This is a genomic window from Roseovarius lutimaris (genome assembly GCF_900115165.1).
GTDB classification, from domain to species: domain Bacteria; phylum Pseudomonadota; class Alphaproteobacteria; order Rhodobacterales; family Rhodobacteraceae; genus Roseovarius; species Roseovarius lutimaris.
This window is the reverse complement of the sequence record NZ_FOVP01000001.1, coordinates 261,802-286,240: the sequence shown is the minus strand read 5'-3', so window position 1 is coordinate 286,240 and position 24,439 is coordinate 261,802. Positions and strand designations below refer to the sequence as shown.

The following is a 24,439-nucleotide window of genomic DNA, read 5'->3' as shown; positions in this document are numbered from 1 at the left end:
ACCGGTTCACTGCGGAAAGACCAAAACCATGAGCATCAAAGATCGCGTCATCGCCATCATCGCCGAACAGGCGGTATTGGAACCATCGGATGTGGCGCTTGACAACACGCTTGAGGATCTCGGCATCGACAGCCTTGGCCTTGTCGAAAGCATTTTCGCCATCGAGGAAGAGTTCGATATATCCGTCCCCTTCAACGCCAATGAACCAAGCGAAAGCGATTTCGACATCTCATCGGTGCGCACGATCATCGCGGGCATCGAACGGTTGGTAAAAGAACAGTCGTGAAACGCGTTGTCATCACCGGCGCGGGCACGATCAACGCGCTTGGCGCCACGGTGCCGCAGACCCTTGAGGCGATGCGCGAAGGCCGGTGCGGGATTTCCGAGCTTGAATTTCGCGATGTCGAGCGCCTGTCGATCCGCATCGGCGGGCAGGTCAAGAACTACGACCCCGAAACCCGCTTCAACCGCCAGCAGCTTGCGCTGTTTGACCGCTTTACCCAGTTCACCCTGATCGCCGCGCGCGAGGCGATTGCGCAAGCCGGGCTTGAGTTTTCCGGCGAGCTGGCGGCGCGGGCCGGGGTGATCCTTGGCAATTCGGGCGGCGGCATGACCACCCTCGACGAGAATTACCGCTCGGTCTATGAGGACGGCAAGAACCGGGTGCATCCCTTTGTGGTGCCCAAATTGATGAACAATGCCGCCGCCAGCCATCTGTCGATGGAGTTCAACCTCAAGGGACCAAGCTTTACCGTTTCGACCGCTTGCGCCTCGTCCAATCACGCCATGGCGCAGGCGTTTCAGATGGTGCATGGCGGCATCACCCCGGTGATGGTCACCGGCGGGTCGGAATCGATGCTGTGCTTTGGCGGGGTCAAGGCCTGGGAGGGGCTGCGCGTCATGAGCCGCGATGCCTGCCGTCCGTTTTCGGCCAATCGCAACGGCATGGTGCAGGGCGAGGGCGCGGCGATTTTCGTCTTCGAGGACTACGAGCATGCCCGCAAGCGCGGCGCCGAAATCCTGGCCGAGGTGGCGGGGTTTGCCATGACCTCGGATGCCTCGGATATCGTGATGCCCTCAAAGCAGGGCGCGGCGCGGGCGATGCAGGGCGCGCTGAAGGATGCGCGGATCAACCGCGACGAGGTCGGCTATATCAACGCACATGGCACCGGCACCGCCGCCAATGACAAGACCGAAAGCGCCGCCGTGGCCGATGTGTTCGGGGCGCATGCCGACAGGCTTATGATTTCATCGACCAAATCCATGCATGCCCATCTTATTGGCGGCACCGGGGCGGTGGAATTGCTGGCCTGTATCATGGCGCTGCGCGACGGTATCATAGCGCCCACCATCGGCTATCAAGAACCTGACCCGGAGTGCGCGCTTGACGTGGTGCCCAATGTCGCGCGCGAGGCGAAGGTCGATGTCGCGCTCAGCAATGCCTTTGCCTTTGGCGGTCTCAACGCGGTTCTGGCGTTGCGCCGGTTCACCTAAGTCAAATCGGATATCGCCGATTCTGATGCGTTGCCGGGGGCGGTCTTGGCCTAACCTTTGGCGGGCGCCGAGAGGGTGATATCGCTGAACATCCCGTCACTTTGCCCGCCGGTATTGTCGCTGTCGCAAAACACGCCAAGCACCGTAAGTGTCGGTGTGCCGGTGCCTCCGATGTCGCTATAAAGCTGGCGTAGGTCAAGGGATTGTGCATGCCATACATTTATATTGGCATCCAACCCATTGGCAACATAGTGATAAAACGATCCAATGATCTTGTAGTCGCCCGGCTTGTACTTGCGGTTGCTCCAGATGATCTCACTGCCGCGCGTCTCGCCCGCCTCATTGGCAAAGCGCAGATAGAGCCGCAGCGGATGATCGTCGCCCGCCTCTGTGGCCTCATCGACATTGCTCTCGATCGGCCGGGTCACCTTCCAGCGCCAGCTCAGTATCGGCAGGTCGGCGAGGGCGATTCGCGTGTCGCGCGCAAGGATCGACGCGCTCTGCTCGGTGGAACAGCGCAGCACCGGCGTCTCGCCCTCTTTGGTCATCTGGTACTCTGTCGCCGGGATGCGGAAAAACCTCCGATGCGCCCAGCCTTCCGGCAGGTTTTCGGTGTTGAGCCCCTCCAACAGGTGAACAGCATTGCCATTGGCCAGAAGCGGCGTGCCGGTGTCGAACGCATCCGGGCGGGTCACCCAAAAGAGAAAACCGCCAAGGATGACAACACCCAGTCCCAACACCAGTTTCTTCACGCGTCATGCTCCTTTGTCCGCCCGCCTGTCGGCGCGACACTGACGGCGTCGTGACGGCTGCGCAAGGTCCGGGTCCGGAAGGGCGGCGGCTTTGTCCGCATGATCACCGCAATGTGACTGGCCACAGGGCCGACCCAAGAAAAATGCCGCCCGGTGGTTCCCTGGCGGCATTTCAAGTTCGCTTTGTCCAGGCCGCGCGGCCTCGGGGGCGGTTTACTGCTGAAGCACGGAGGCGTTGTCAAAGGCGGCGGTAAAGCCCTTGAGCGAGACGTCAATCTTGACCTTTTGGTCAGGGGCCTGTGCCGGGACGATTTCAAGCGTTGCCTTGACGCCGCGTTTCAGCGCATCAACGTCGGCCTGTGCCAGGCCGATCCGTGCAAAACAACCGGCCATGGAGCAGAATGAATAGGAGTAACTTTTGGCTTTGCCTCCGTCGATCGAAATCTTGATTTCCTCACTCAGAAGCGTGCCAAGCGGCACGGCAACCGTCGCGCCCGCTGCAACCGGCGCGCCTTTCGGCAGGCGATAAAGGCTGAATTCGGCGACCGGATTGCCGGCCTGTTCGGTCAGAAGCTGATACATCTGGCACAGGTCTTCTTCGGTGCCGGTGCGAAAGCATTTCATCTGCCAATCGTCATATGTGGCCTTGATATAAGACGGATCCTCCTGGACCTCGCGACCTAGGTCAAGCCCGTCGGCGGCGATTGCCGCATCGCCTTCGGGGGCAGGGGCCGCGCTGTCGGCGGGGGCCTCAGCCGGGGTCTGTGCGTCGGTGGCCTGTGCGTCGGCTGCCGGGGCCGTCTCGGCTTCGGTCGTGGCCTCTTGCGCACTCAGCGATGTGCCCATTGCCAGAACGGCGATCAGCGAAAGGTTCGAAAAAAATCTAGGCATCGTTTCCCCATAAAACTGGACTGTTTTATGCGCACTATCATGGTCGGGCGGAAGAGTCAGGATCAAATTTCAGCAAAGCCGCCGCACTCTGGCAGGTTTTCGCGGACGCGACGCCCCTATCCACACAGCAAAATACGTCAAACAAAAAGAACAAACAAAAAGAAAGAGGCCTCGCGGCCTCTTTCCTGTCTCTCCCCGTCGGACTGGCCGACTTAGTTATTGGTGCAGACGCTAGGACAGAAGGCCGCACCCGTCAACAGGTGAGTTCGTAAAAACCTGAAAAAACGCCGCACAGGAAAGTCCGCACGAAAAAAGGCCGCACCCGAAGGCGCGGCCAGTCTGACAGGGAGGAAGTCACCCGGCACCAGAGGACAATCGGCCCCGGGACTGAATTGATACTGGCATGAAAACCTTAACTTTGTATGTTCGGCGCGTGACCATTTTGGGACGAGGGGTATCAGGGTGCAGAAAACGCTATTCATAGGCGGCGGCGGGCCGGACTATTCAGAGCCGCAGGATCTGCTGCTGAAATACGGCAACAGGCACGGGCTTATTGCGGGGGCCACGGGCACCGGCAAGACCGTCACCCTGCAAATTCTGGCCGAGGGCTTTTCGGATGCCGGGGTGCCGGTGATCCTGTCGGATATCAAGGGCGATGTGTCGGGCATGGCGGTGGCGGGCGATCCCGGCGGCAAGCTGCACGCGCCCTTTACCGAGCGGGCCGAAAAGATCGGCTTTGTCGATTTCCGCTATGACAGCTATCCGGTGATATTCTGGGATCTGTTCGGCGAACAGGGCCACCCGGTGCGCACCACCATGTCAGAGATGGGCCCGCTGTTGCTGTCGCGGCTGATGGGGCTGACGGATGCGCAGGAGGGGGTGTTGAACATCGCCTTTCGCGTCGCCGATGAAGAGGGCATGCCGCTTCTGGATATGAATGACTTGCAGGCCTTGTTGACCTGGGTCGGCCAGAATGCCGCTGACCTGTCGCTGCGTTTTGGCAATGTCGGGGCCTCTTCGGTGGGGGCGATCCAACGCTCGCTTCTGGTGCTTGAAAATCAGGGCGGCACGCATTTCTTTGGCGAACCGGCGCTGTCGCTTGACGATTTGATGCGCACCACGCCGGATGGGCGCGGCTATGTCAACATCCTTGCCGCCGACCGGCTGATCAACTCGCCCCGGCTTTACGCGACTTTCCTGCTTTGGCTGTTGAGCGAGCTGTTCGAGACCCTGCCCGAGGTGGGCGATGTCGACAAACCCAAGCTGGTGTTCTTTTTTGACGAAGCGCATCTGTTGTTCGAGGACGCCCCCAAAGCGCTTGTCGACAAGGTTGAACAGGTGGCGCGGCTGATCCGCTCCAAGGGGGTGGGGATCTATTTCATCACCCAGAACCCCGACGACGTGCCCGAGGATATCCTTGGCCAGCTTGGCAACCGCTTTCAGCATGCCCTGCGCGCCTTTACCGCGCGCGATCAAAAGGCGCTCAGGCGGGCGGCGGAAACCTATCGCCCGAATCCGCGCTTTGACACGGTCGAGGCCATTCGCGATGTCGGCGTCGGCGAGGCGGTGACCTCGATGCTGCAAAACAAGGGCGTGCCGGGGGTGGTCGAACGCACCCTGATCCGCCCCCCCGCGACCCGGCTTGGACCTTGTGACGCTGCGACCCGGCGCGCGGTGATCGACGCCTCGCCGGTCAAGGGCAAGTATGAAACCGTCTTTGATCGCCACTCGGCGCATGAGATGTTGCTGGCCCGGGCCGAGGCCGCCGCCCAAGAGGCACAAGAGGCAGAACAGGCAGAGGCGCGCGAAGCACAGGCCGCCGAGAAAGACCGCGAATTCAAGGCCGCGCGCCGCTATTCCGGCGGCGAAACCGAAAGCCGCTCAAGTCGGTCGCGCAAAGCCACCTCGTCAGGGGGCTTTGGCAAGGCGCTGACCGATGTGGTTCTAAAAGAGTTGAAGGGCACGACCGGGCGCCGCCTTGTGCGCGGCATCCTGGGCAGTCTGTTCAAGGGGCGCTGATTCAGGCGCTGCGCGCGGCAATCAGATCGTCGCGCAGCGCCCGATACATTTCTTCGGCGCGTTTGATCCGGCCCTTTTTCAGGCTTTTGTTTTCCACCCGGATCAACGCCTCGCACCCGATGAAAAACGGCAGCCAAAGCCCGCGCTCGACACTTGACAGTGCAAAGGCATCCGCAAAAGCCGCAATCCCGACCTGGTCAACGCCAAGCTGGCGCAGCCCCGAGGGGATCATGCCGCGCCGACCCATATGCACCAAAAAGCGCGCGATATCCTTGCAGACCGGCATCCGCGCCGAGCCGCCGATGTCGATACCCGTCAGGCGATCCTCGTTTGTGATCAGGTTGTTGGGGTGAAAATCCCCATGGCAGATGGCAACGCGCCATTCTTGCGTCTCAAGCATTGCGGCCATCCGGCGTAACTCGTCCAGAATCCCGGCCTCAAGCGCACGCAGATTGGCGAAGGGCTGGCTTGCGGCCGCGCGTTCAACCCGCGCGATCCAGCCGGCCGCATTGCCCGCCCGCCAGGTTTCGCTGCCTTCGGTATAGCGGCGCAACCACTCTGCGGCAGGGCGCAGGTGGCGGGCACGGGTGTCGGGCTCTGCTTGCCAGAAATGCTTTAGCAGGGGCTGACCCGGCACATGTTCGATCGCCAGGATGCCATGCTCCGGCAGATGCAAAAGCGGCTCGGCCACGCGGTAGGGGCCGCTGTTCATATAGGGCCATATCCGCGTCATTTCGCGCCATTCGCGCGTCGAGATATCGCCTTGCTCAGGCTCGAAGATGCGAAAGACGGCTGCGCGCCCGGCAAGCGTGCCTTTCAGGATCGCGCGCTTGCCGGGCACAATGCGTAGCACCTCGCCGAGGTCTGCGGTTTCAAGTTCCGGGCAGGCGTTGCGCGCCGCTTCAAAGCGCCGATGCAGGGCAAGCAGCCTCTCAGGGTCGGGCAGAGGGGCAGGGGTCGGCAGGTCACTCATGGCGCCAATGTCCCGCAGCCGCAAACGGGCGTCAACCGAATTGCACCCCCCGGCTGACATGGTTATGGTGATGCGTGAAAAACCAGCAACAGGATGCCCGCAATGCCCGATACTCCCCTGTCCGAAATGTCGTTTGAACAGGCGATGAAAGAGCTCGAACAGGTTGTCGGACGGCTGGAGCGTGGCGATGTGGCGCTTGAAGAATCAATCACCCTTTACGAGCGCGGCGCAGACCTCAAGAAGCGCTGCGAGGCCAAGCTGAAAGAGGCCGAGGAAAAAGTCGCCGCGATCACGCTTGACGGCGACGGCCAGCCCACCGGCACCACCCCGGTCGAGGGCCTTTGAAGGCGATGAAAACCGGGCTTTCCGGGGATGCGGTGCTTATTCAGGCGCATTTTGACAGCGTTCTGGCGGGTTTCGGCAGTGGTGACGTGGCGCAGGGCATGGGCTATGCGACGCGCGGCGGCAAACGCATTCGCGGCTTTCTGGTGATGGAAACCGCGCGCCTTCACGATGTGGCGGGCGAGCGTGCGATCTGGCCTGCCTGCGGCATCGAGGCGCTGCATGCCTATAGCCTCGTGCATGACGACCTTCCGGCGATGGATGACGATGATCTGCGCCGGGGCCAGCCGACGGTGCATGTCAAATGGGATGAGGCAACGGCGATTCTTGTGGGTGACGCCCTGCACTCGCTGGCGTTCGAGTTGGTTACCCACCCCGACGGCGCAGAGGCCGCCGACATTCGCGCCGACCTCGCCCTCAGCCTTGCGCGCGCCGCCGGTGGCCAGGGCATGGTTCTTGGTCAAGCGCTTGATATCGCAGCCGAAACCGCAGCAACCCCGCTAAACCTTGCCGAGATCACAACCTTGCAGGCGGGCAAGACCGGCGCTCTGATCACCTGGGCCGCGACCGCCGGGGCGCGCATGGGGGCAGGCGATCTTGCCCCTCTGACGCGCTATTCAAAGGCGCTTGGGCTGGCCTTTCAAATTCAGGACGATGTGATTGACGTGACCGGCGATGCGGCGCAGGTCGGCAAGGCCGTGGGCAAGGATGCCGCGGCCGGCAAGGCCACCTTCGTGTCGCATCTCGGGCTTGATGGCGCGCGTGCCGAGGCCAGGTCGCTTGTTGACGCGGCCTGTGATGCGCTATCATGCTATGGTGACAAGGCCGACACCTTGCAGCAGCTTGCGCGCTTCGTTATCTCGCGCCAGACCTGAGTTGCCACCGCCGTGACTTTCACCCCGCAAGGAGGGGCCCCGCAATGCCGAACCGCCCAGACACACCGCTGCTTGATCAGGTCGCCACGCCTGCCGATCTCAAACGCTTCTCGGATCCCCAGCTGACGCAGCTTGCGCATGAATTGCGCGCCGAGACGATTTCGGCGGTCTCGGAAACCGGCGGCCATCTTGGCGCCGGGCTTGGCGTGGTCGAACTGACCGTGGCGCTGCATGCGGTGTTTGATGCGCCCCGCGACAAGATCATCTGGGACGTCAGCCACCAATGCTATCCCCACAAGATCCTGACCGGGCGGCGCGACCGGATCCGCACCATTCGCCAAAAGGACGGGCTGAGCGGCTTTACCAAACGCAGCGAGAGCCCCTATGACCCGTTCGGCGCCGCCCATAGCTCGACCTCGATCAGTGCCGCGCTCGGCTTTGCCGTGGCGCGTGATCTTGGTGGCAATTGCCCCACCGGGCATGGCGATGCAATTGCGGTAATCGGCGATGGCGCGATGAGTGCGGGCATGGCGTTTGAAGCGCTGAACAATGCCGGCCACCTCAAGAAACGCCTGATTGTCATTCTCAACGACAATGAAATGTCGATTGCCCCGCCGGTGGGGGCGTTCTCGTCCTATCTCTCGCGGCTTTATGCGGGCGAGCCGTTTCAGGAATTCAAGGCCGCCGCCAAGGGCGCCGTGTCGCTGTTGCCGCCGCCCTTTCAGGAGGGCGCGCGGCGCGCCAAAGAAATGCTCAAGGGCTTGGCGGTCGGCGGCACCTTGTTCGAAGAGCTTGGCTTTTCCTATGTCGGCCCGATTGACGGCCATGACATGGATCAGCTTTTGCCGGTTCTGCGCACGGTGCGCCAACGCGCCACCGGGCCGATCCTCATTCATGTGATGACCAAAAAGGGCAAGGGCTATGGCCCGGCCGAAAGCGCAAGCGACGGCGGTCATGCGACGGCGAAATTCGATGTTCTGACCGGCGAGCAGAAAAAGGCGCCCTCGAACGCGCCAAGCTATACCCGCGTCTTTGCCGACGCTCTGTTGGCCGAGGCGGCGCGGGATGACAAGATCTGTGCGGTGACGGCAGCGATGCCCGATGGCACCGGGCTTGATCTGTTCGCAAGCCGCCACCCGTCGCGCTGTTTTGACGTTGGCATCGCCGAGCAGCACGCGGTGACTTTCTCGGCGGGGCTTGCGGCGGGGGGCCTCAAGCCGTTCTGCGCGCTTTATTCCACGTTTCTCCAGCGCGGTTATGATCAGGTCGTGCATGATGTGGCGATCCAACGCCTGCCGGTGCGCTTTGCGATTGATCGTGCCGGGCTTGTCGGGGCCGATGGCGCGACCCATGCGGGGGCGTTCGACATCGCCTTTCTTGCCAATCTTCCGGGCTTCGTGGTGATGGCCGCCGCCGATGAGGCCGAGCTTGTCCATATGGTCGCCACCGCCGCCGCGCATGACGAGGGGCCAATCGCTTTTCGCTATCCGCGCGGCGAGGGGATGGGCGTCGAGATGCCCGAATGCGGTGAGGCGCTTGAGATCGGCAAAGGCCGGATCATCCAAGAGGGCAAGCGCGTCGCGATCCTGTCGTTCGGCACCCGTCTTGGCGAGGTTCTGAAATCCTCCGAGGCATTGCGCGCGCGCGGCATCACGCCAACCATCGCCGATGCGCGCTTTGCCAAACCGCTCGACGCGGTGATGATCCTTGATCTGGCTGCCAATCACGAGGCGCTGATCACCATTGAAGAAGGCGCCATCGGCGGCTTTGGCAGCCATGTCGCGCAGTTGCTGGCCGAACATGGCATTTTTGACCGGGGCTTCAAATTCCGCTCGATGGTTCTGCCTGATATCTTCATTGATCAGGCTAGCCCGGCGGATATGTATGCGGTGGCAGGGCTTGGCGCGGCCGAGATCGAGGCCAAGGTGCTTGATGTGCTCGATATCGCGCAAATAAGTGGAAAACGCGCCTGAGACCCCCCATATGACTGCGATGCACCTGTGTTATCGCATCTGAATAGGGAGGGTCATGTCCCGTTTCGCCGCAGCTCTTCTTGCCCTGATCCTGGCGGTCGGCCCCGCCCATGCCCTTGACAGCAGCGTCGGCACGCTGACCGTGACGCCTGTGATCAAAGGGCTGGATCAGCCCTGGTCGATCGGCTTTCTGCCGGATGGCGGCGTGTTGATCACCGAACGGGGCGGGCGGCTTTTGCTGATCGACGACAAGGGTCGGCAAAGCGTCAAGGGCCTGCCCAGGGTGGCGACGGGCGGGCAGGGCGGGTTGCTCGACGTGCTTGTGCCGCGTGACTTTACCCGGAGCCGCCAGCTCTATTTTACCTACGCCAAACCGCAACAGGGCGGCGAGGGCACGGCGATTGCCCATGCTCGCCTTGCCCCCGGCGCGGATCGCCTCACCGATTGGACGGTGATTTTCGAGCTTACGCCCGGTTCCTCGGGCGGGCGCCATTTCGGAAGCCGCCTTGTCGAGGGCCGCGACGGGTATCTTTACGCCAGCATCGGCGAACGCGGTGACCGGCCTTCGGCACAGGATCTTTCGCGCGAAAACGGCAGCATCATCCGCATTGCCCGCGATGGCAGCATTCCCAAGGATAACCCGTTCACCGATACCCCCGGCGCACAGCCTGAAATCTGGTCTTACGGCCATCGCAACCCGCAGGGCGCGGCGCTTGATCTTGAGGGCGACCTCTGGGCGGCTGAACACGGCGCGCGCGGCGGCGATGAGGTGAATCGGATCAAATCCGGCGCCAATTATGGCTGGCCGGTGATTTCCTATGGTCGGCACTATTCCGGCCTGAAAATCGGCGAGGGCACGGCCAAGCCGGGGATGGAGCAGCCGGCGCATTACTGGGACCCTTCGATCGCGCCCTCGGGGTTGATGATCTATTCCGGCGTGCTCTGGCCCGAATGGCGCGGCGATTTCTTTGTCGGCAGCCTCAAGTTCGGCTATATCTCTCGCCTCTCGGGCAGCCCGCTCACCGAGGCCGAACAGCTCAAATCGCCCGAGACCAAACGGGTGCGCGACATCCGCGAAGCCCCCGATGGCAGCATCTGGTTCCTAAGCGTGGCCCAGGGCGCGGCTTACCGGATCACCCCCGACTAGGCTCTCTCATGCTCTGGTTTCTTCTGGCGTCAAATATCCCGGGGTGTGGGGCTGGCCCCACTGACTCCGCCTGCGTCGTCAGACCGAGAGCCGCGAGGCCTGCGCGCCGCGTTCGCGGTAAGGCGTGGTGTTGTAATGCGCCCGGTAGCATTTCGAGAAATGCGAGGGGCTGGCAAAGCCACAGGCAAGCGCGACATTGATCACCGTCATATCGGTCTGCATCAACAGGTTGCGCGCTTTTTGCAGGCGCAGTTCCATGTAATACCGCTTCGGGCTGCGGCTTAGATAGCGGCGAAACAGCCGTTCAAGCTGGCGGGTCGACATGCCGACATCCTTGGCCAGGATCGACGGGCTGATCGGCTCTTCGATATTGCCCTCCATCATCTGGATCACCTGGCTCAGCTTGGGATGGCGCACCCCGATGCGGGTTGGCACCGAGAGGCGCTGCGTGTCCTGATCGGTGCGAATCGAGCTATAGATAAGCTGATCGGCCACCGCATTGGCCAGTTTCTCGCCATGATCGTCGGCGATCAGTTTCAGCATCAGATCAATCGAGGATGTGCCCCCCGCCGTGGTCATCCGGTTGCCGTCCACCACAAAGACCGATTTGGTAAGCTCGACCTCTTCAAATTCTTCGAGGAAACTGTCGTGGTTCTCCCAGTGGATCGTCGCGCGCTTTCCATCCAGCAGACCGGCCCTGGCCAGAACATAGGCGGCCGTGCAGAGGCCCCCCATCCTGACACCGCGCCGCGCCTCGCGCCGGACCCAGTTAAGGATCCGTTTGGTGGTGGCCGCCTGCACATCCATGCCGCCGCAGATCATCGGGATATCGTCCCGGCCAAGCTCTCCAAGCGGGAAATCGACATGAAACCGTGCGCCCGCCGAACAGGTTACCGTATCCTCGGTGTCGCCGGTGACAGCCCATTGATAAAGCTCATGCCCCGACATCCGGTTGGCAATCCGCAGGCATTCCACGGCAGAGGCAAAACTCAGCAAGGTAAAGTTGTCCACCAATACAAAAACAAAGCGTTTTGCCGTCTTGGGGGCGCTGACTTGGATTTTTGTGGCTTCGGATTTCATGCTTGTCGAATCCCTGCATAAATAGGCCGTTTATCGGGTCTGTCACAAAAACAGTCTTATTGACAAGACATACGGGCGCGAATTGCATGAATTCCTGCAATACATATATGGTCACTTGAGGGTCACCTTAGTATAGACCAAGCCTGTAATTCGACAAAGCGGAGAAAGACAATGACGCAATGGCAAAAATCGGACTGGCGCGCGAAACCGCGGATCCAGATGCCAGAGTATACCGATGCCGCCGCACTTTCGGCGGCCGAGGCCCGGCTGACGCAGTATCCTCCGCTGGTTTTTGCAGGCGAGGCACGCCGCCTGAAAGAGCAACTTGGCGCGGCGTCGCGCGGCGAGGCCTTCCTGCTTCAGGGCGGCGATTGCGCCGAGAGCTTTGAGCAGTTCAGCGCCGATGCGATCCGCGACACCTTCAAAGTGATGCTGCAAATGGCGATGGTTCTGACCTATGGTGCCAAGGTGCCGGTGGTCAAGGTCGGCCGGATGGCCGGGCAATTCGCCAAGCCGCGCTCGGCCCCGACCGAGGTGGTCAACGGTGTCGAACTGCCAAGCTATCGCGGTGATATCATCAACGATCTGGCCTTCACGCCCGAGTCGCGCATTCCCAATCCCGACAAGATGTTGCAGGCCTACACCCAGGCGGCGGCGACGCTGAACCTGTTGCGGGCCTTTTCGACGGGGGGGTATGCGGATGTGCATCAGGTCCACGCCTGGACGCTCGGCTTTACCGAATCCGAAAAGGCCGCGAAATACCGCGAAATGGCAAATAACATCAGCAATGCCCTGGATTTCATGAAGGCGGCCGGCATTGACAGCGATCGCGCGCATACGCTCAAGACGGTCGATTTCTATACCAGCCACGAATCCCTGTTGCTGGAATATGAAGAGGCGCTGACGCGGCTTGATTCGACCTCTGGCAAATGGCTGGCGGGATCGGGTCATATGCTCTGGATCGGGGATCGCACACGCCAGCCGGATGGCGCGCATGTGGATTTCCTGAGTGGCGTGCTGAACCCGATTGGCCTGAAATGCGGTCCGACCATGACAAGCGAAGATCTCAAGCTGCTTCTGGCCAAGCTCAATCCGGGCAATGAGGCCGGTCGCCTGACCCTGATCGCGCGGTTTGGCGCGGGCAAGGTCGCGGACAACCTGCCGCGTCTGATCAAGACCGTAGAAGAAGAGGGCGCCAATGTGGTCTGGGTCTGTGATCCGATGCATGGCAATACGATCAAATCGGCCACCGGATACAAGACCCGACCGTTTGAATCGGTGCTGCGCGAGGTCCGCGAATTCTTTGCCATCCACAAGGCCGAGGGCACCATTCCCGGCGGTGTGCATTTCGAGATGACCGGTCAGGATGTAACCGAATGCACCGGCGGCATGCGTGCGCTCAGCGATGAAAACCTGAGTGATCGTTATCACACCGCCTGCGATCCGCGCCTGAATGCAAGCCAATCGCTTGAGCTGGCGTTTCTGGTCGCCGAAGAACTTTCGGCGCTGCGGGTTGAACGTCAACAGGCCCAAGCTGGATGAGCCTGGCGCCCTAACGGTTTGAAATTAAATTAAAAGGCGGCGCAGGATTTTCTTGCGCCGCCTTTTTAATGAGGCAAACATGGGCCAATGCCCTTTGACTTATTTGACCACGCGCAGATAATCGCGGCTGTTTTTGCTGACCGGGGAACTTCTGGGGTCGGTCAATCCACCGGGCAGGGCGCGCATGCCATTGGGTTCAACCCTGGCGACGAGCGGCTCGACATGGCTGTTCACGATCTCGAACCGGCGCGAGGCGCGCCCGATCTGGCCTTTGCTTATGAGACACCCAAGCGCGCGTGACACATCGCCCAGATCGCTGCGCAGCGGCAGCAGGATCAACGTGCCGGTCAATTCCGGGCGCCCGACACCGGATTTGCTGCGCAGATCGAGGCGCAGCGCCGCGGGGCGATCAAACACATCAACCAGGTTGAGCGCGAAATTGTCACGATCGGCAGGCGCGATGAAGCTGCTGAGCGGCATGCCGCGCACTTCCATCCCCATGAGATCACTCAGATGCATGCCCGCGATCCGCAAACGTGTGACACCCGGCGCAATCCGCTCGGCGATAAAGGCGTTGGACAACAACGGCTCAATCCGGCGCGGGTCGATATCCGAGCGACGCGGCACATCATGGCCCTTGCGCATGCTGTTCCAATAGGCGCGAAAGGCGCGCATATGCTCGGCCTGCCGGTCATCCGCACTACCTGGGCGGGGGGGAACCACTGAACTGATTACGTCGTCCTGCATGTGTCAAAACCTTCTCTGAACGTCATTCTCCGTCTGCTGCGACGGTCATCGGCTTGCCTTAATTCTCACATGACTCACCGTACTATGACTTAAATGTGCCATATTTCAGCCTCTATTTGTCTAAAAATCGTCGTAATTGGTTAACTTCTCCGAAAGGCTTTGCCTTTGCCAGCCGCTTGCCAGCCGCCAGACCAGTGGCTAGGACAGGGCAAGACCGCAACAAGGAGCCAACCGCCGATGTTATATTCCATGACAGCCTTTGCCGCCGCCAAAGGCGAGTTTGAGGGTCAGAGCTGGGCCTGGGAATTGCGCAGTGTGAATGGCAAGGGGCTTGATCTGCGCTTGCGGGTGCCCGACTGGATCGAGGGGCTTGAGGCGGGGTTGCGCGCGCGTCTGAGCAAGGCGATGGCGCGTGGCAATGTCTCGCTGTCCCTGCGGGTGCAAAGCGATGAGCGCGGCGGCGCGCTGAGCGTCAACGAGGCACTGCTTGAGGATGTGCTTGCGGCCATGGCCGGGATCGAGGCCCGCGCGATGGATCGCGGGCTGTCGCTGGCGCCCGCCAATGCCGCCGATATCGTCGGCCTGCGCGGGGTGCTTGAAACCGGCACCAGCGCGCAGGACACCGGTGCGCTCGGTCGCGCACTCCTGGCGGATTTCGAGTCCGTGCTGGAGAGTTTCCTGGACATGCGCCGCGCCGAAGGCGCCGCCCTGGCGCAGGTTCTGGGCGCGCAGCTTGACGAGATCGAGACGCTGACCAAAGAGGCCGCCGAGGTTGCCGAGGCGCGCAGGGATGATCTGTCGCAAAGCTTTCGCGCCGCTCTCGCGCGGGTGATCGAGGGTGCCAGCGGCGCCGATGAGGGGCGCGTGGCGCAAGAGCTTGCGATGATGGCCGTCAAGCTTGACGTGACCGAGGAAATCGACCGCCTGCGCGCCCATGTCGGTGCCGCGCGCGAACTGATCGCGCAGGGCTCGCCGATGGGGCGTAAGCTTGATTTTCTCAGCCAGGAGTTCAATCGCGAAGCGAACACGCTCTGTTCCAAGGCGCAGAACACCGGCTTGACGCGCATCGGTCTTGGCCTCAAAACCGTGATCGACCAGATGCGTGAACAGGTGCAGAATGTAGAATGATCAGGCGCCGGTGTGACGTGAGGCGGCGGTGAGTTTGAGTATTTCTGGAAAGATGAAAGACAGGGCATGACAGATGTGATGCCAAACGGGAAAGTGAATGCAATGAGTGATCGCCGCGGCCTTTTGATTATTCTGTCGTCGCCCTCGGGCGCGGGCAAATCCACCCTGTCGCAGCGGCTTCGGGCCTGGGATCCGACGATTGCGTTTTCCGTTTCGGCCACCACCCGCACGCCGCGAGAGGGCGAGGTTGAAGGCCAGGATTACTTTTTCCTGACCCAGGATCAGTTCAAGCGCGATGTGGCGGCCGGTGACATGCTTGAGCATGCGCATGTGTTCGGCAATTTCTATGGTTCGCCCAAAGGGGCCGTGCAAAGCGCGATCGAGGCCGGGCGCGATGTGCTGTTTGACATCGACTGGCAGGGCGCGCAGCAAATCCGCAACTCGGCGCTTGGCGCGCATACGCTGTCGATCTTTCTGCTACCGCCCTCGATTGGCGAGTTGCATCGCCGCCTTGAAACCCGAGGTCAGGACAGCGCCGAGGTGATTGCCAAGCGGATGGAGAAAAGCTGGGATGAGATCAGCCATTGGGATGGCTATGATTTCGTATTGATAAATGACGACCTTGACGCCACCGAGCGCAAGCTGAACACGATCATCGAGGCCACCCGGCTGCGCCGCAGCCAGCAACCGGGGCTTATCGCACATGTGCGCCAATTACAGACCGAATTCGAGGAGACAAGATGACCCTTTATGCGCTTGACGGCCACGCGCCGCAGACCCCGGAAGATGGCGATTTCTGGGTTGCCCCGGATGCCAGTGTGATCGGCAATGTGGTGCTTGAAGCCGCCACCTCGGTCTGGTTTGGCGTCACCTTGCGGGGCGACAATGAGGTGATCCATATCGGCGCGGGCAGCAATGTGCAGGACCACACCGTCATGCACACCGATCCGGGCTATCCGCTTGTCATCGGGGCGGGCTGTACCATCGGGCACAAGGCGATGCTGCACGGGTGCACCATTGGCGAAAATTCCCTGATCGGCATGGGCGCGACCATTCTGAACGGGGCAAAGATCGGCAGGAACTGTCTGATCGGGGCCGGGGCGCTGATCACCGAGGGCAAGGAAATTCCTGAGGGCAGCCTTGTGATGGGCGCGCCGGGCCGGGTGATCCGCACTCTGGATGCGGCGGCCATCGAGGGCCTCAAGGCCGGTGCGCTGCATTATCAGCGCAACATGCGCCGCTTTCGCACGGGCCTGACAGCGCTTTGACAGAGGTGCCGGACCAGGGCATCGCCTCGGTTCTGGCCGCGCTTCCGCTTGCGGCGGTTCTGATCGGGCCAGACGCGCATATTTCGGCCGTCAACACCCTGGGCGCCGATCTCTTGGGGCGTGCGATCGAAGGGCGCCATTTCATGACCGCCCTGCGCCAGCCCGATGTGATCGACGCGGTCGAGGCGAGCCTGGCCGACCGCCAGCCACGCGATACCCAATACCACAGCAGTGATGCCGGGCGCGACACCAGCTTTGCCGTGAGCCTTGGCTTTGTCGAGATCGGAGCCACGAGCGGCGTCTTGCTCTGCTTTGAGGATCTGTCGGAAAAGGAACAGGCAAGCCAGATGCGCCGCGATTTCGTGGCCAATGTCAGCCACGAGTTGCGCACACCGTTGACCGCGCTGATCGGGTTTATCGAAACCCTTCAGGGGCCTGCGCGGCACGACGACAAAGCGATCGACCGCTTTCTGGGGATTATGCAATCCGAGGCCGCAAGGATGGAGCGGCTGGTGCGCGATCTTCTGTCGCTCAGCCGGGTGGAAAGCGAGGAACGGGTGCGCGCCAAGGACCCGGTCGATCTTGGCCGGATCATCGGCTCGGTGCTGCATACGCTGCGCCCGCTGGCCAAAGAGAGCGCCTGTGAGATCGCATTTGATCCGCCCGATGGCGTGCGTGTTCCGGGCAATTCCGATCAGTTGCAGCAGGTTTTTACCAACCTTGTTGAGAACGCGATCAAATACGGTGGCAAGGGCAACGCGATCACCATCACGCTCGACCCGAGCCCGCCAGAGACAACCTTGCGCGTGCCTGCCGTGGTGGTGCGGGTCAGGGATCGCGGGCCGGGGATTGATCCGCGGCATATCCCGCGCCTGACCGAGCGGTTTTACCGGGTCGACACCCACCGCTCTCGCGAGAGGGGTGGCACAGGGCTTGGCCTTGCGATCGTGAAACACATCGTCAATCGCCACCGCGGGCGACTTCGAATCGACTCCACGCCGGGGCAGGGTAGCGCGTTTACCGTGATTTTGCCGCGCTGGACGCACAGCGCATAAAGCTTTTCGCGGTGTCAACCGCGCGAATCCCCGAGAAATCTCCTCCTGTCATAAAACGTTTACAAAAACGTAACAAAAGCGTCGTTGCAACCACCTAGCAGGGCCGCAGAGGTCGCCAATACGGGCGCCCCGTGAACCGAACCCAGGAGCACTCCATGTCGCTTTTCAAACTGACTGTTTCCACGCTGGCCCTCTCTGCCGCTGCTGTAGGCGCCGCACAGGCGCGTGACGAAATCCGCATTGTCGGCTCGTCCACCGTGTTTCCATATACCCAGGCCGTTGCCGAGCAATTTGCCAATGTGACCGGCGCCCCCTCGCCGATTGTCGAATCGACCGGCACCGGCGGCGGCATGAAGATTTTCTGCGCCGGCATCGGCGAAGCACACCCCGATCTGACCGGGGCCTCGCGCGCGATGAAGGCCTCGGAGTACCAGCTTTGCCAAAACAACGGCGTGACCGATATCACCGAGGCGATGATTGGCTATGACGGTCTGTCGATTGCAATCTCGCGGGCGGCCGAGAATGACTGGGATCTGACGCTGGAGCAGGTGTTCCTTGCGCTTGCCGCCGAAATTCCGGGCGAGGGTGGCTGGATCGCCAACCCCAACAAGACCTGGGCCGATGTCGATGCAAGCCTGCCTGCGGTTGAAATCCTGGCCTATGGCCCGCCGCCCACATCGGGCACCCGCGACGCCTTTGTCGAACTGGCGATGCATGCCGGCTGCGAGGCCACCCCGTTCATGAAAGCCCTGAAAGAGGCCGACAAGGCCGGATATAAGGCAACCGTCAAGGACAACTGTTCGCGGATGCGTCAGGATGGCCCGTTTGTCGAGGCGGGCGAGAACGACAACCTGATCGTGCAGCGCCTGAACGCCGACGAGCATGCCATGGGGATCTTTGGCTATTCCTTCCTTTACGAGAACATGGATACGCTGAAGGCCGTCAGGATTGCCGGTGTCGAACCGAGTGCCGAGACCATCGGTGATTTCTCCTACCCGATCTCGCGCCCGCTCTACTTTTACACCAAGAACGCGCATCGCGGTGTGATCCCGAACTTTCAGGAGTTCATCGAGGAATACATGTCCGATGACGCGATGGAGCCGGGCGGCTATCTGAGCGAGCGCGGCATGGTGGCCCTTCCCGACGATCTGCGGGCCGAAACACAGGATGCTGTGATCGACGGCAAGACAATGGCGCCGAAAGAGTAAGCGCCCAAACCTGTCGCCGCCCGGCCAAGCGTCGGGCGGTGTTGCATTTTAACAAATCCCGAGAGCGCCATGACAACCGCCGCCTTTGCCTGCCTCTTTGTGTTTTCCGTGATCGGCTATGTCTGGAACCGTCAGGCGGCCACCGCGATCCGGCGTGACGGGGCGCGGCTTCACTCGCTGGTCGGGTTTCATGGCGCCTATTCGCTTTTGGTGGTTCTGGTGCCCGTGCTTGTTCTGATCCTGCTGTGGTTGCTGCTTCAGGGGCCGGTGATTGACCTGATTCTAAAATCCAAGATCGCCGCGCATTTGGACGGGTTTGGCAGCGGCGAGGTGCAGCTTATCGTCGCCGAGATCAAATCCGTCGCCCGAGGCGTTGTCTTTGGCACGCCCGAGCCGTGGAAGACCGAGGCAGCCCAGTATCTGACCGCCCTACAGGCGCGCGCGGGGCAGCTCTTGCTGGTGGTTGTCACGGCACTGTCGTTGGTGCTTGTGGCGTTCAGCCGCCGCAAGGTCAGCGCCGGGTTTCGCGCCCGCCACGGGGTCGAGCGATTCATTTCGGGGCTGATGATCTTCTGTTCGGTTGTGGCGGTCTTTGTTACACTCGGCATTGTCGCCTCGCTGATGGTCGAAACCTCGAGGTTTTTCGCCAAGGTGTCTTTTGTCGAGTTTCTGTTCGGCACCAATTGGGAGCCGCAGATTCCGCTGCGCGACGATCAGGTCGCCGCCGAGGGCGCCTTTGGCTGGTTGCCGGTCATGCTTGGCACTCTCGTGATCACGGTGATCGCGCTTGTGATAGCGGTGCCGGTGGGGTTGATGTCGGCGGTTTACCTCAATGAATTCGCGCCGCGAAAATTTCGCGCGGTGGCAAAGCCGCTTTTGGAAATCCTCGCCGGAGTGCCCACTGTCGTCTACGGCTTTTTCGCCATTCTCGTGGTCGCTCCGGCGATCCGCAGTTTTGGCCAGTCGCTTGGGCTTGATGTGTCGCCCAACACGGCGCTCGCGGCGGGCGGGGTGATGGGGATCATGCTTATCCCGTTCATTTCATCCTTTGCCGATGATGCGCTGTCGGCGGTGCCGCAGAGCTTGCGCGACGGGGCGCTTGGCCTTGGGGCGACGCGGGCCGAGATGATGACCGGGGTTCTCTTTCCCGCCGCCATTCCCGGCATTGTCGGCGGTGTGTTGCTGGCCGTAAGCCGCGCCATCGGCGAAACCATGATCGTGGTCATGGCCGCCGGGTTGATCGCCAAGATGACGATGAACCCTCTCGATAGCGTGACCACCGTCACCGTGCAGATCGTGACCCTGCTGATCGGCGACACCTCGTTTGACAACCCCAAGACGCTGGCAGCCTTCGCGCTTGGGATGATGCTTTTCCTTGTGACGCTGATGATCAATATTTTCGCCCTGCGCATCGTGCGCAAGTACCGCGAAGCCTATGATTAAGGACCCCGCGATGACCGATCTTTCAAGCCACAGCGCGCGCAGCCATCTCAAGCGGCGCAATCGCCATCAGACGATGATCAAGGGCTTTGGCATGGCCGCCATCGGCTTTGCCGCGCTGATGCTGTTTATCCTTGTGTCATCCTTGGTCAGCTCTGGCTACAAGGCCTTTACGCAAACCCATATTACCGTCGATGTCTTCGTCGACCCGGCCGAGATCAAGGATGATCGCCTGCCGCGCGGCGGGTTTGACGATGTGCTTTTGGCCAGCCTCAAGACCTATTTTCCGGACGTCAGCGGGCGGGCCGATGAAAAGGCGCTTGAGGGGATATTTTCAAACGGCGCGCAGTTTTCGCTGCGCGACCGCATCGTTGCAGACCCCTCGCTGATCGGGCAGAGCGTCACCGTGACGGTGCCGGTGTCTGACCCCTTCGATCAGCTGGCCAAGGGGTTGGTCAAGCGCGACACCCCCGAGGCACAGCGCCGCGTCAGCGACCGTGAAATCGGCTGGTTCGACACACTGGATCGGGCAGGCGCGATTTCACAGCCAATCAATTGGGGATTGATCACAAATACCGATAGCCGCTTTCCCGAACTGGCCGGCCTGAAAGGCGCGCTTGTGGGAAGCTTCTGGGCGCTTCTGGTCTGCTTCGTGATCGCCTTCCCACTTGGCATAGGAGCCGCGATCTATCTTGAGGAATTTGCACCGCGCAACCGGTTGAGCGATTTCATCGAGGTCAATATCAACAACCTCGCGGCGGTGCCCTCGGTGGTGTTTGGCCTGCTCGCCCTGGCGGTGTTCATCGGCTGGATGGGCCTGCCGCGCTCGGCGCCGCTTGTGGGCGGGATGACGCTGGCGCTCATGACGCTGCCGACGATCATCATCGCGACGCGCGCCGCGCTCAAGGCGGTGCCGCCCTCGATCCGCGAGGCGGCGCTTGGGGTCGGGGCCTCAAGGCATCAGGTGGTGTTTGGCCATGTGTTGCCGCTGGCCATGCCCGGTATCCTGACCGGCACCATCATCGGCCTCGCGCAGGCGCTTGGCGAGACCGCGCCGCTTTTGCTGATCGGGATGAACGCCTTCATCACCTCGGCGCCGGACACACCGTTTGATAGCGCCACCGCACTTCCCACCCAGATATTCATCTGGGCCGACAGCCCCGAACGCGGCTTTGTAAGCCGCACCTCAGCCGCCATTCTGGTGTTGTTGACCTTTCTCATCACCATGAACGCCATCGCCATTTATCTGCGCAGCAAGTTCGAACGGAAATGGTAAAGAAGGACAGACCGATGTACGACGCGCCAACCCCGGAGAGCCCCGTGACCACCGAAACAATGAAATTTTCCGCCCGCAACGTGCATGTGTTCTATAACGAGGCCGAGGCGATCAAAGGGGTCGATGTCGATATCCTCGACAAGACCGTGACCGCCTTTATCGGCCCGTCGGGTTGTGGCAAATCCACCTTTCTGCGGTGTCTGAACCGGATGAATGACACCATTGCGATCTGTCGCGTGACCGGCGATATCCGCCTTGACGGGCAGGATATCTATGACCGCTCGATCGACCCGGTGCAATTGCGTGCCAAGGTCGGCATGGTGTTTCAGAAACCCAACCCGTTCCCCAAGTCGATTTATGATAATGTCGCCTATGGGCCGCGCATTCACGGGCTTGCCAACACCCGCGCCGATCTTGAAGGGATCGTCGAGAAATCCCTGCGCCGCGCCGCGCTCTGGGATGAGGTCAAGGACCGGCTTGATACCCCCGGAACGGGTCTTTCGGGCGGGCAGCAACAACGGCTTTGCATCGCCCGCGCGGTGGCCACACAGCCCGAGGTTCTGTTGATGGACGAGCCTTGTTCGGCGCTTGACCCGATTGCCACCGCGCAGGTCGAAGAGTTGATCGACGAATTGCGTCAGGAGTATTCGGTCGTCATCGTTACTCATTCGATGCAACAGGCCGCCCGCGTCAGCCAGAAAACCGCGTTTTTCCATCTTGGCCATCTGGTCGAGTTTGGCGAGACCAGCCATATTTTCACCAACCCCACAGATGAGCGCACCGAAAGCTATATCACCGGGCGCATCGGCTAAGGACGAACCCCATGTCAAACCAACATATCGCCTCGGCTTTTGACCGCGACCTTGAAACCATTCAGGCCCGGATCATGAAAATGGGCGGGCTGGTGGAACGCGCCATCAGCGACGCCGCCCGCTCGCTTGAAACCCGCGACGAAGAACTTGCCGAAGAGGTCCGCGGGCGCGACAAGGCCATCGACATCCTCGAAGAGGAGATCAACGAAGAAGCGGCCCGCGTGATTGCCCTGCGCGCGCCCACGGCCGGCGATCTGCGGATTGTGCTGTCGGTGATGAAAATCTCGGGCAATCTTGAGCGGATCGGCGATTATGCCAAGAACATGGCCAAGCGCACCTCGATCCTGACCCAGATGTCGCCGGTCAGCGGCTCGCCCGCGGCGCTGCGCCGGATGGCGCGCGAGGTCGAAACGATGCTCAAGGACGCGCTTGATGCCTATATTCAGCGCGACATCAATCTTGCCCATGAGGTGATACAGCGCGACCGGGATGTCGATCAGATGTACAACGCGATCTTTCGCGAATTCCTGACTTTCATGATGGAAGACCCGCGCAATATCACCGCCTGCATGCATCTGCATTTCATCGCCAAGAATACCGAACGGATGGGCGATCATGTGACCTCGATCGCCGAACAGGTGATCTATCTGGTCTCGGGCGAGATGCCCGATGATCCGCGCCCCAAAGACGATCAGACTTCGACTGACCCGTCTATTTCATCATCGTCCTGAACAGGAGAGCCTGACAATGGCCGTCGATCAACCGACCGTCCTTCTGGTCGAAGACGAACCCGCACAGCGCGAGGTTCTGAGCTATAACCTTGAGGCGGACGGGTTTCACGTGCTCGTGGCCTGCAATGGCGAAGAGGCTCTCTTGATCGTGGAGGAATCGCCGCCCGATATCATCGTGCTCGACTGGATGATGCCGAATCTGTCGGGCATCGAGGTCTGTCGCCAACTCAAGACCCGCACGCAAACCCGCGCCATTCCGATCATCATGCTGTCGGCGCGCTCTGAAGAGGTGGATCTTGTGCGCGGTCTTGAAACCGGCGCTGATGACTATGTGATCAAACCCTATTCGGTGGTCGAGCTTTTGGCGCGGGTGCGCGCCCAATTGCGCCGCACGCGCCCGGCGACAATGGGCGAGCGGCTTGAATATCTTGATATCGTACTGGACGCCGAAACCCACCGGGTGACGCGCGCGGATGAGCCGTTGAAGCTTGGTCCGACCGAATTTCGCCTGCTCTCGACCTTCATGGAAAAGCCGGGCCGGGTCTGGTCGCGCGATCAGCTTCTGGATCGGGTCTGGGGGCGCGATATCTATGTCGATACCCGCACCGTTGACGTCCATATCGGACGGCTGCGCAAGGCGCTCTGCCAGTATGGCGGCGACGATCCGCTGCGCACGGTGCGTGGCGCGGGCTATGCCCTTGGTTAGGCGATTGACTTATCGGGGCAGGGGATCTTCATCCTCGGCCTGACCGGCCAGCCAGTCGCGAAACTTGAGCAACGCCGGATCGCGTGCATTGCGTAGCGGCCAGACCAGATAGTAGGCCCCGGGCGTTTGCGCGGCCCCACCCCATGCACAGACCAGCCGTCCGGTCGCCAGATCCTGCTCGGCCAGGTAGTCGGGCAAAAGTGCCACGCCCAACCCATGCAGCGCGGCCTGGGTGATGGTTGAGAATTGGTCATAGACCGTGCCAGTCACCTGTGCGCCCATCACCCCATGCGCCGCAAGCCAGGCCGCCCAGGCTTGTGGCCGGGTCTCGATATGCAAAAGCGGCAGGCCAAGCAAATCAGCGGCACCTGCAAGGGGCGGTCGAGTGGCCAGCAACTCGGGCGTGCAAACCGGCAGGACCGCCTCGGTCTTGAGCCGCAGTGCCTGTGTTCCGGGCCAATCCGATTTTCCAAAATGTATCGCTGCATCAAACGGTTCACTGGCAAAGTTAAACGGCTTTAGGCGCGTCGAGAGGTTGATCGTCACCTCCGGGTGCAGGCGCGCGAAATCCGCCAGACGCGGCACCAGCCACCGCATGCCGAAGGTCGGCAAAATGGCCAGTGTCAGGCTTCCGCCGACCGGGTTGACCGTCAGTTTTAGCGAGGCCTGCGTGATCTGCTGCAAGGCCCCCCGGATTTTATCGGCATAATCCGCCGCCTCGGGCGTCAAAACCAGGCTGCGCCCTTCGCGAATGACAAGCGTCACGCCAAGCTGTTCTTCCAATGTTTTCAATTGCCTGCTGACCGCACTTTGAGTTTGCGACAGCTCTTGTGCGACCGCCGTCGCACTGCCAAGGCGGTCAAGCGCCTCAAGGGCGCGCAGCGAGGCTATGGAGGGCTGGAAACGGCGGGACAGGCTCATACTTGCGCTTTGCTCATGGGTTAATGTGTAAATATCGCTATTCCATGCCGTTTTACCAG

The 24,439-nt window shown here is 61.3% G+C and carries 24 protein-coding genes; 18 read left to right on the top strand and 6 right to left on the bottom strand.

Annotation, left to right across the window (positions count from 1 at the left end):
• Positions 1-28 precede the first annotated feature (28 nt).
• Together BMZ91_RS01385 and BMZ91_RS01380 are read left to right on the top strand one after the other, a co-directional pair.
• On the top strand, positions 29-286 hold the full coding sequence (locus BMZ91_RS01385; protein WP_092833499.1) for an acyl carrier protein: 258 nt from the start codon (positions 29-31) through the stop codon (positions 284-286).
• Positions 283-1,494 carry a beta-ketoacyl-[acyl-carrier-protein] synthase family protein gene (locus BMZ91_RS01380; protein ID WP_092833497.1) on the top strand — a complete coding sequence of 404 codons (1,212 nt, stop codon included), beginning with the start codon at positions 283-285 and terminating at the stop codon, positions 1,492-1,494. Before BMZ91_RS01385 ends, BMZ91_RS01380 begins: the two co-directional genes overlap by 4 nt.
• A 50-nt stretch (positions 1,495-1,544) precedes the next feature.
• On the opposite strand, the gene BMZ91_RS01375 is transcribed toward BMZ91_RS01380, so the two are convergent.
• Positions 1,545-2,246, bottom strand: coding sequence for a DUF3047 domain-containing protein (locus tag BMZ91_RS01375; protein ID WP_092833495.1), 702 nt, complete (start codon positions 2,244-2,246; stop codon positions 1,545-1,547).
• 213 nt (positions 2,247-2,459) lie between these two features.
• Positions 2,460-3,137, bottom strand: coding sequence for an invasion associated locus B family protein (locus BMZ91_RS01370; RefSeq protein WP_425441524.1), 678 nt, complete (start codon positions 3,135-3,137; stop codon positions 2,460-2,462).
• A gap of 462 nt (positions 3,138-3,599) precedes the next feature.
• Between BMZ91_RS01370 and BMZ91_RS01365 the strand changes: the two genes are divergently transcribed.
• Complete coding sequence (locus BMZ91_RS01365; protein ID WP_092833493.1) at positions 3,600-5,156, top strand: helicase HerA-like domain-containing protein; 1,557 nt, start codon at positions 3,600-3,602, stop codon at positions 5,154-5,156.
• 1 nt (position 5,157) lies between these two features.
• Here the strand turns inward: BMZ91_RS01365 and BMZ91_RS01360 are convergent, their stop codons facing one another.
• Positions 5,158-6,129 carry a phosphotransferase gene (locus BMZ91_RS01360; protein ID WP_092833647.1) on the bottom strand — a complete coding sequence of 324 codons (972 nt, stop codon included), beginning with the start codon at positions 6,127-6,129 and terminating at the stop codon, positions 5,158-5,160.
• Between the two features lie 102 nt (positions 6,130-6,231).
• Here BMZ91_RS01360 and BMZ91_RS01355 point away from each other — a divergent pair, with 102 nt between their 5' ends.
• Genes BMZ91_RS01355 through BMZ91_RS01340 form a run of 4 tightly spaced genes read left to right on the top strand, consistent with a single transcriptional unit; the run spans position 6,232 to position 10,466 of the window.
• On the top strand, positions 6,232-6,474 hold the full coding sequence (locus BMZ91_RS01355; protein ID WP_092833646.1) for an exodeoxyribonuclease VII small subunit: 243 nt from the start codon (positions 6,232-6,234) through the stop codon (positions 6,472-6,474).
• A 5-nt stretch (positions 6,475-6,479) separates the two neighbouring features.
• Positions 6,480-7,346 carry a polyprenyl synthetase family protein gene (locus BMZ91_RS01350; protein WP_092833491.1) on the top strand — a complete coding sequence of 289 codons (867 nt, stop codon included), beginning with the start codon at positions 6,480-6,482 and terminating at the stop codon, positions 7,344-7,346.
• A gap of 44 nt (positions 7,347-7,390) precedes the next feature.
• Positions 7,391-9,319, top strand: coding sequence for a 1-deoxy-D-xylulose-5-phosphate synthase (gene dxs, locus BMZ91_RS01345; protein WP_092833489.1), 1,929 nt, complete (start codon positions 7,391-7,393; stop codon positions 9,317-9,319).
• A gap of 55 nt (positions 9,320-9,374) precedes the next feature.
• Positions 9,375-10,466, top strand: a complete 1,092-nt coding sequence (locus tag BMZ91_RS01340) for a PQQ-dependent sugar dehydrogenase (RefSeq protein ID WP_092833487.1) — start codon at positions 9,375-9,377, stop codon at positions 10,464-10,466.
• 78 nt (positions 10,467-10,544) lie between these two features.
• On the opposite strand, the gene BMZ91_RS01335 is transcribed toward BMZ91_RS01340, so the two are convergent.
• Positions 10,545-11,546, bottom strand: a complete 1,002-nt coding sequence (locus BMZ91_RS01335; RefSeq protein WP_092833485.1) for a GlxA family transcriptional regulator — start codon at positions 11,544-11,546, stop codon at positions 10,545-10,547.
• Between the two features lie 171 nt (positions 11,547-11,717).
• On the opposite strand from BMZ91_RS01335, the gene BMZ91_RS01330 reads away from it, so the two are divergent.
• On the top strand, positions 11,718-13,088 hold the full coding sequence (locus BMZ91_RS01330; protein ID WP_092833483.1) for a class II 3-deoxy-7-phosphoheptulonate synthase: 1,371 nt from the start codon (positions 11,718-11,720) through the stop codon (positions 13,086-13,088).
• A gap of 99 nt (positions 13,089-13,187) precedes the next feature.
• Here BMZ91_RS01330 and BMZ91_RS01325 read toward each other — a convergent pair whose 3' ends face one another.
• Positions 13,188-13,835 (bottom strand): PAS domain-containing protein, encoded by a 648-nt coding sequence (locus BMZ91_RS01325; protein WP_092833482.1) that lies wholly within the window; start codon positions 13,833-13,835, stop codon positions 13,188-13,190.
• A gap of 237 nt (positions 13,836-14,072) precedes the next feature.
• Between BMZ91_RS01325 and BMZ91_RS01320 the strand changes: the two genes are divergently transcribed.
• The 10 genes from BMZ91_RS01320 to phoB all read left to right on the top strand — a co-directional run bounded on the left by BMZ91_RS01320 (position 14,073) and on the right by phoB (position 23,459).
• Positions 14,073-14,963 carry a YicC/YloC family endoribonuclease gene (locus BMZ91_RS01320; protein ID WP_092833480.1) on the top strand — a complete coding sequence of 297 codons (891 nt, stop codon included), beginning with the start codon at positions 14,073-14,075 and terminating at the stop codon, positions 14,961-14,963.
• A 102-nt stretch (positions 14,964-15,065) separates the two neighbouring features.
• Positions 15,066-15,707, top strand: a complete 642-nt coding sequence (gene gmk / locus BMZ91_RS01315; protein WP_092833645.1) for a guanylate kinase — start codon at positions 15,066-15,068, stop codon at positions 15,705-15,707.
• On the top strand, positions 15,704-16,231 hold the full coding sequence (locus BMZ91_RS01310; RefSeq protein WP_092833478.1) for a gamma carbonic anhydrase family protein: 528 nt from the start codon (positions 15,704-15,706) through the stop codon (positions 16,229-16,231). Before gmk ends, BMZ91_RS01310 begins: the two co-directional genes overlap by 4 nt.
• Before the next feature lie 5 nt (positions 16,232-16,236).
• Complete coding sequence (locus BMZ91_RS01305; protein WP_092833644.1) at positions 16,237-17,286, top strand: sensor histidine kinase; 1,050 nt, start codon at positions 16,237-16,239, stop codon at positions 17,284-17,286.
• 155 nt (positions 17,287-17,441) lie between these two features.
• A complete protein-coding gene (locus BMZ91_RS01300) occupies positions 17,442-18,494 on the top strand; it encodes a substrate-binding domain-containing protein (protein WP_092833477.1) in 1,053 nt (350 codons plus the stop codon).
• A 69-nt stretch (positions 18,495-18,563) separates the two neighbouring features.
• The gene (gene pstC / locus BMZ91_RS01295) at positions 18,564-19,937 is read left to right on the top strand and encodes a phosphate ABC transporter permease subunit PstC (protein ID WP_092833476.1); all 1,374 of its coding nucleotides are present in this window, start codon (positions 18,564-18,566) and stop codon (positions 19,935-19,937) included.
• Between the two features lie 10 nt (positions 19,938-19,947).
• Positions 19,948-21,210, top strand: a complete 1,263-nt coding sequence (pstA, locus tag BMZ91_RS01290) for a phosphate ABC transporter permease PstA (RefSeq protein WP_245736173.1) — start codon at positions 19,948-19,950, stop codon at positions 21,208-21,210.
• A 14-nt stretch (positions 21,211-21,224) separates the two neighbouring features.
• On the top strand, positions 21,225-22,022 hold the full coding sequence (gene pstB / locus BMZ91_RS01285) for a phosphate ABC transporter ATP-binding protein PstB (RefSeq protein WP_092833643.1): 798 nt from the start codon (positions 21,225-21,227) through the stop codon (positions 22,020-22,022).
• Positions 22,023-22,033: 11 nt separating this feature from the next.
• Positions 22,034-22,753 (top strand): phosphate signaling complex protein PhoU, encoded by a 720-nt coding sequence (gene phoU / locus BMZ91_RS01280; protein WP_092833472.1) that lies wholly within the window; start codon positions 22,034-22,036, stop codon positions 22,751-22,753.
• Between the two features lie 16 nt (positions 22,754-22,769).
• A complete protein-coding gene (gene phoB / locus BMZ91_RS01275) occupies positions 22,770-23,459 on the top strand; it encodes a phosphate regulon transcriptional regulator PhoB (RefSeq protein WP_092833470.1) in 690 nt (229 codons plus the stop codon).
• 9 nt (positions 23,460-23,468) lie between these two features.
• Here the strand turns inward: phoB and BMZ91_RS01270 are convergent, their stop codons facing one another.
• Positions 23,469-24,380 (bottom strand): LysR substrate-binding domain-containing protein, encoded by a 912-nt coding sequence (locus tag BMZ91_RS01270; protein WP_092833468.1) that lies wholly within the window; start codon positions 24,378-24,380, stop codon positions 23,469-23,471.
• Positions 24,381-24,439 lie beyond the last annotated feature (59 nt).

Excerpts from the sequence above, each read along its gene's own strand:
- BMZ91_RS01385 (WP_092833499.1), top strand. The coding sequence starts at position 29 with ATGAGCATCAAAGATCGCGTCATCGCCATCATCGCCGAACAGGCGGTA.
- BMZ91_RS01370 (WP_425441524.1), bottom strand. The coding sequence starts at position 3,137 with ATGCCTAGATTTTTTTCGAACCTTTCGCTGATCGCCGTTCTGGCAATG.
- BMZ91_RS01360 (WP_092833647.1), bottom strand. The coding sequence starts at position 6,129 with ATGAGTGACCTGCCGACCCCTGCCCCTCTGCCCGACCCTGAGAGGCTG.
- BMZ91_RS01355 (WP_092833646.1), top strand. The coding sequence starts at position 6,232 with ATGCCCGATACTCCCCTGTCCGAAATGTCGTTTGAACAGGCGATGAAA.
- BMZ91_RS01350 (WP_092833491.1), top strand. The coding sequence starts at position 6,480 with ATGAAAACCGGGCTTTCCGGGGATGCGGTGCTTATTCAGGCGCATTTT.
- dxs (WP_092833489.1), top strand. The coding sequence starts at position 7,391 with ATGCCGAACCGCCCAGACACACCGCTGCTTGATCAGGTCGCCACGCCT.
- BMZ91_RS01340 (WP_092833487.1), top strand. The coding sequence starts at position 9,375 with ATGTCCCGTTTCGCCGCAGCTCTTCTTGCCCTGATCCTGGCGGTCGGC.
- BMZ91_RS01335 (WP_092833485.1), bottom strand. The coding sequence starts at position 11,546 with ATGAAATCCGAAGCCACAAAAATCCAAGTCAGCGCCCCCAAGACGGCA.
- BMZ91_RS01330 (WP_092833483.1), top strand. The coding sequence starts at position 11,718 with ATGACGCAATGGCAAAAATCGGACTGGCGCGCGAAACCGCGGATCCAG.
- BMZ91_RS01325 (WP_092833482.1), bottom strand. The coding sequence starts at position 13,835 with ATGCAGGACGACGTAATCAGTTCAGTGGTTCCCCCCCGCCCAGGTAGT.
- BMZ91_RS01320 (WP_092833480.1), top strand. The coding sequence starts at position 14,073 with ATGTTATATTCCATGACAGCCTTTGCCGCCGCCAAAGGCGAGTTTGAG.
- gmk (WP_092833645.1), top strand. The coding sequence starts at position 15,066 with ATGAGTGATCGCCGCGGCCTTTTGATTATTCTGTCGTCGCCCTCGGGC.
- BMZ91_RS01310 (WP_092833478.1), top strand. The coding sequence starts at position 15,704 with ATGACCCTTTATGCGCTTGACGGCCACGCGCCGCAGACCCCGGAAGAT.
- BMZ91_RS01300 (WP_092833477.1), top strand. The coding sequence starts at position 17,442 with ATGTCGCTTTTCAAACTGACTGTTTCCACGCTGGCCCTCTCTGCCGCT.
- pstC (WP_092833476.1), top strand. The coding sequence starts at position 18,564 with ATGACAACCGCCGCCTTTGCCTGCCTCTTTGTGTTTTCCGTGATCGGC.
- pstA (WP_245736173.1), top strand. The coding sequence starts at position 19,948 with ATGACCGATCTTTCAAGCCACAGCGCGCGCAGCCATCTCAAGCGGCGC.
- pstB (WP_092833643.1), top strand. The coding sequence starts at position 21,225 with ATGTACGACGCGCCAACCCCGGAGAGCCCCGTGACCACCGAAACAATG.
- phoU (WP_092833472.1), top strand. The coding sequence starts at position 22,034 with ATGTCAAACCAACATATCGCCTCGGCTTTTGACCGCGACCTTGAAACC.
- phoB (WP_092833470.1), top strand. The coding sequence starts at position 22,770 with ATGGCCGTCGATCAACCGACCGTCCTTCTGGTCGAAGACGAACCCGCA.
- BMZ91_RS01270 (WP_092833468.1), bottom strand. The coding sequence starts at position 24,380 with ATGAGCCTGTCCCGCCGTTTCCAGCCCTCCATAGCCTCGCTGCGCGCC.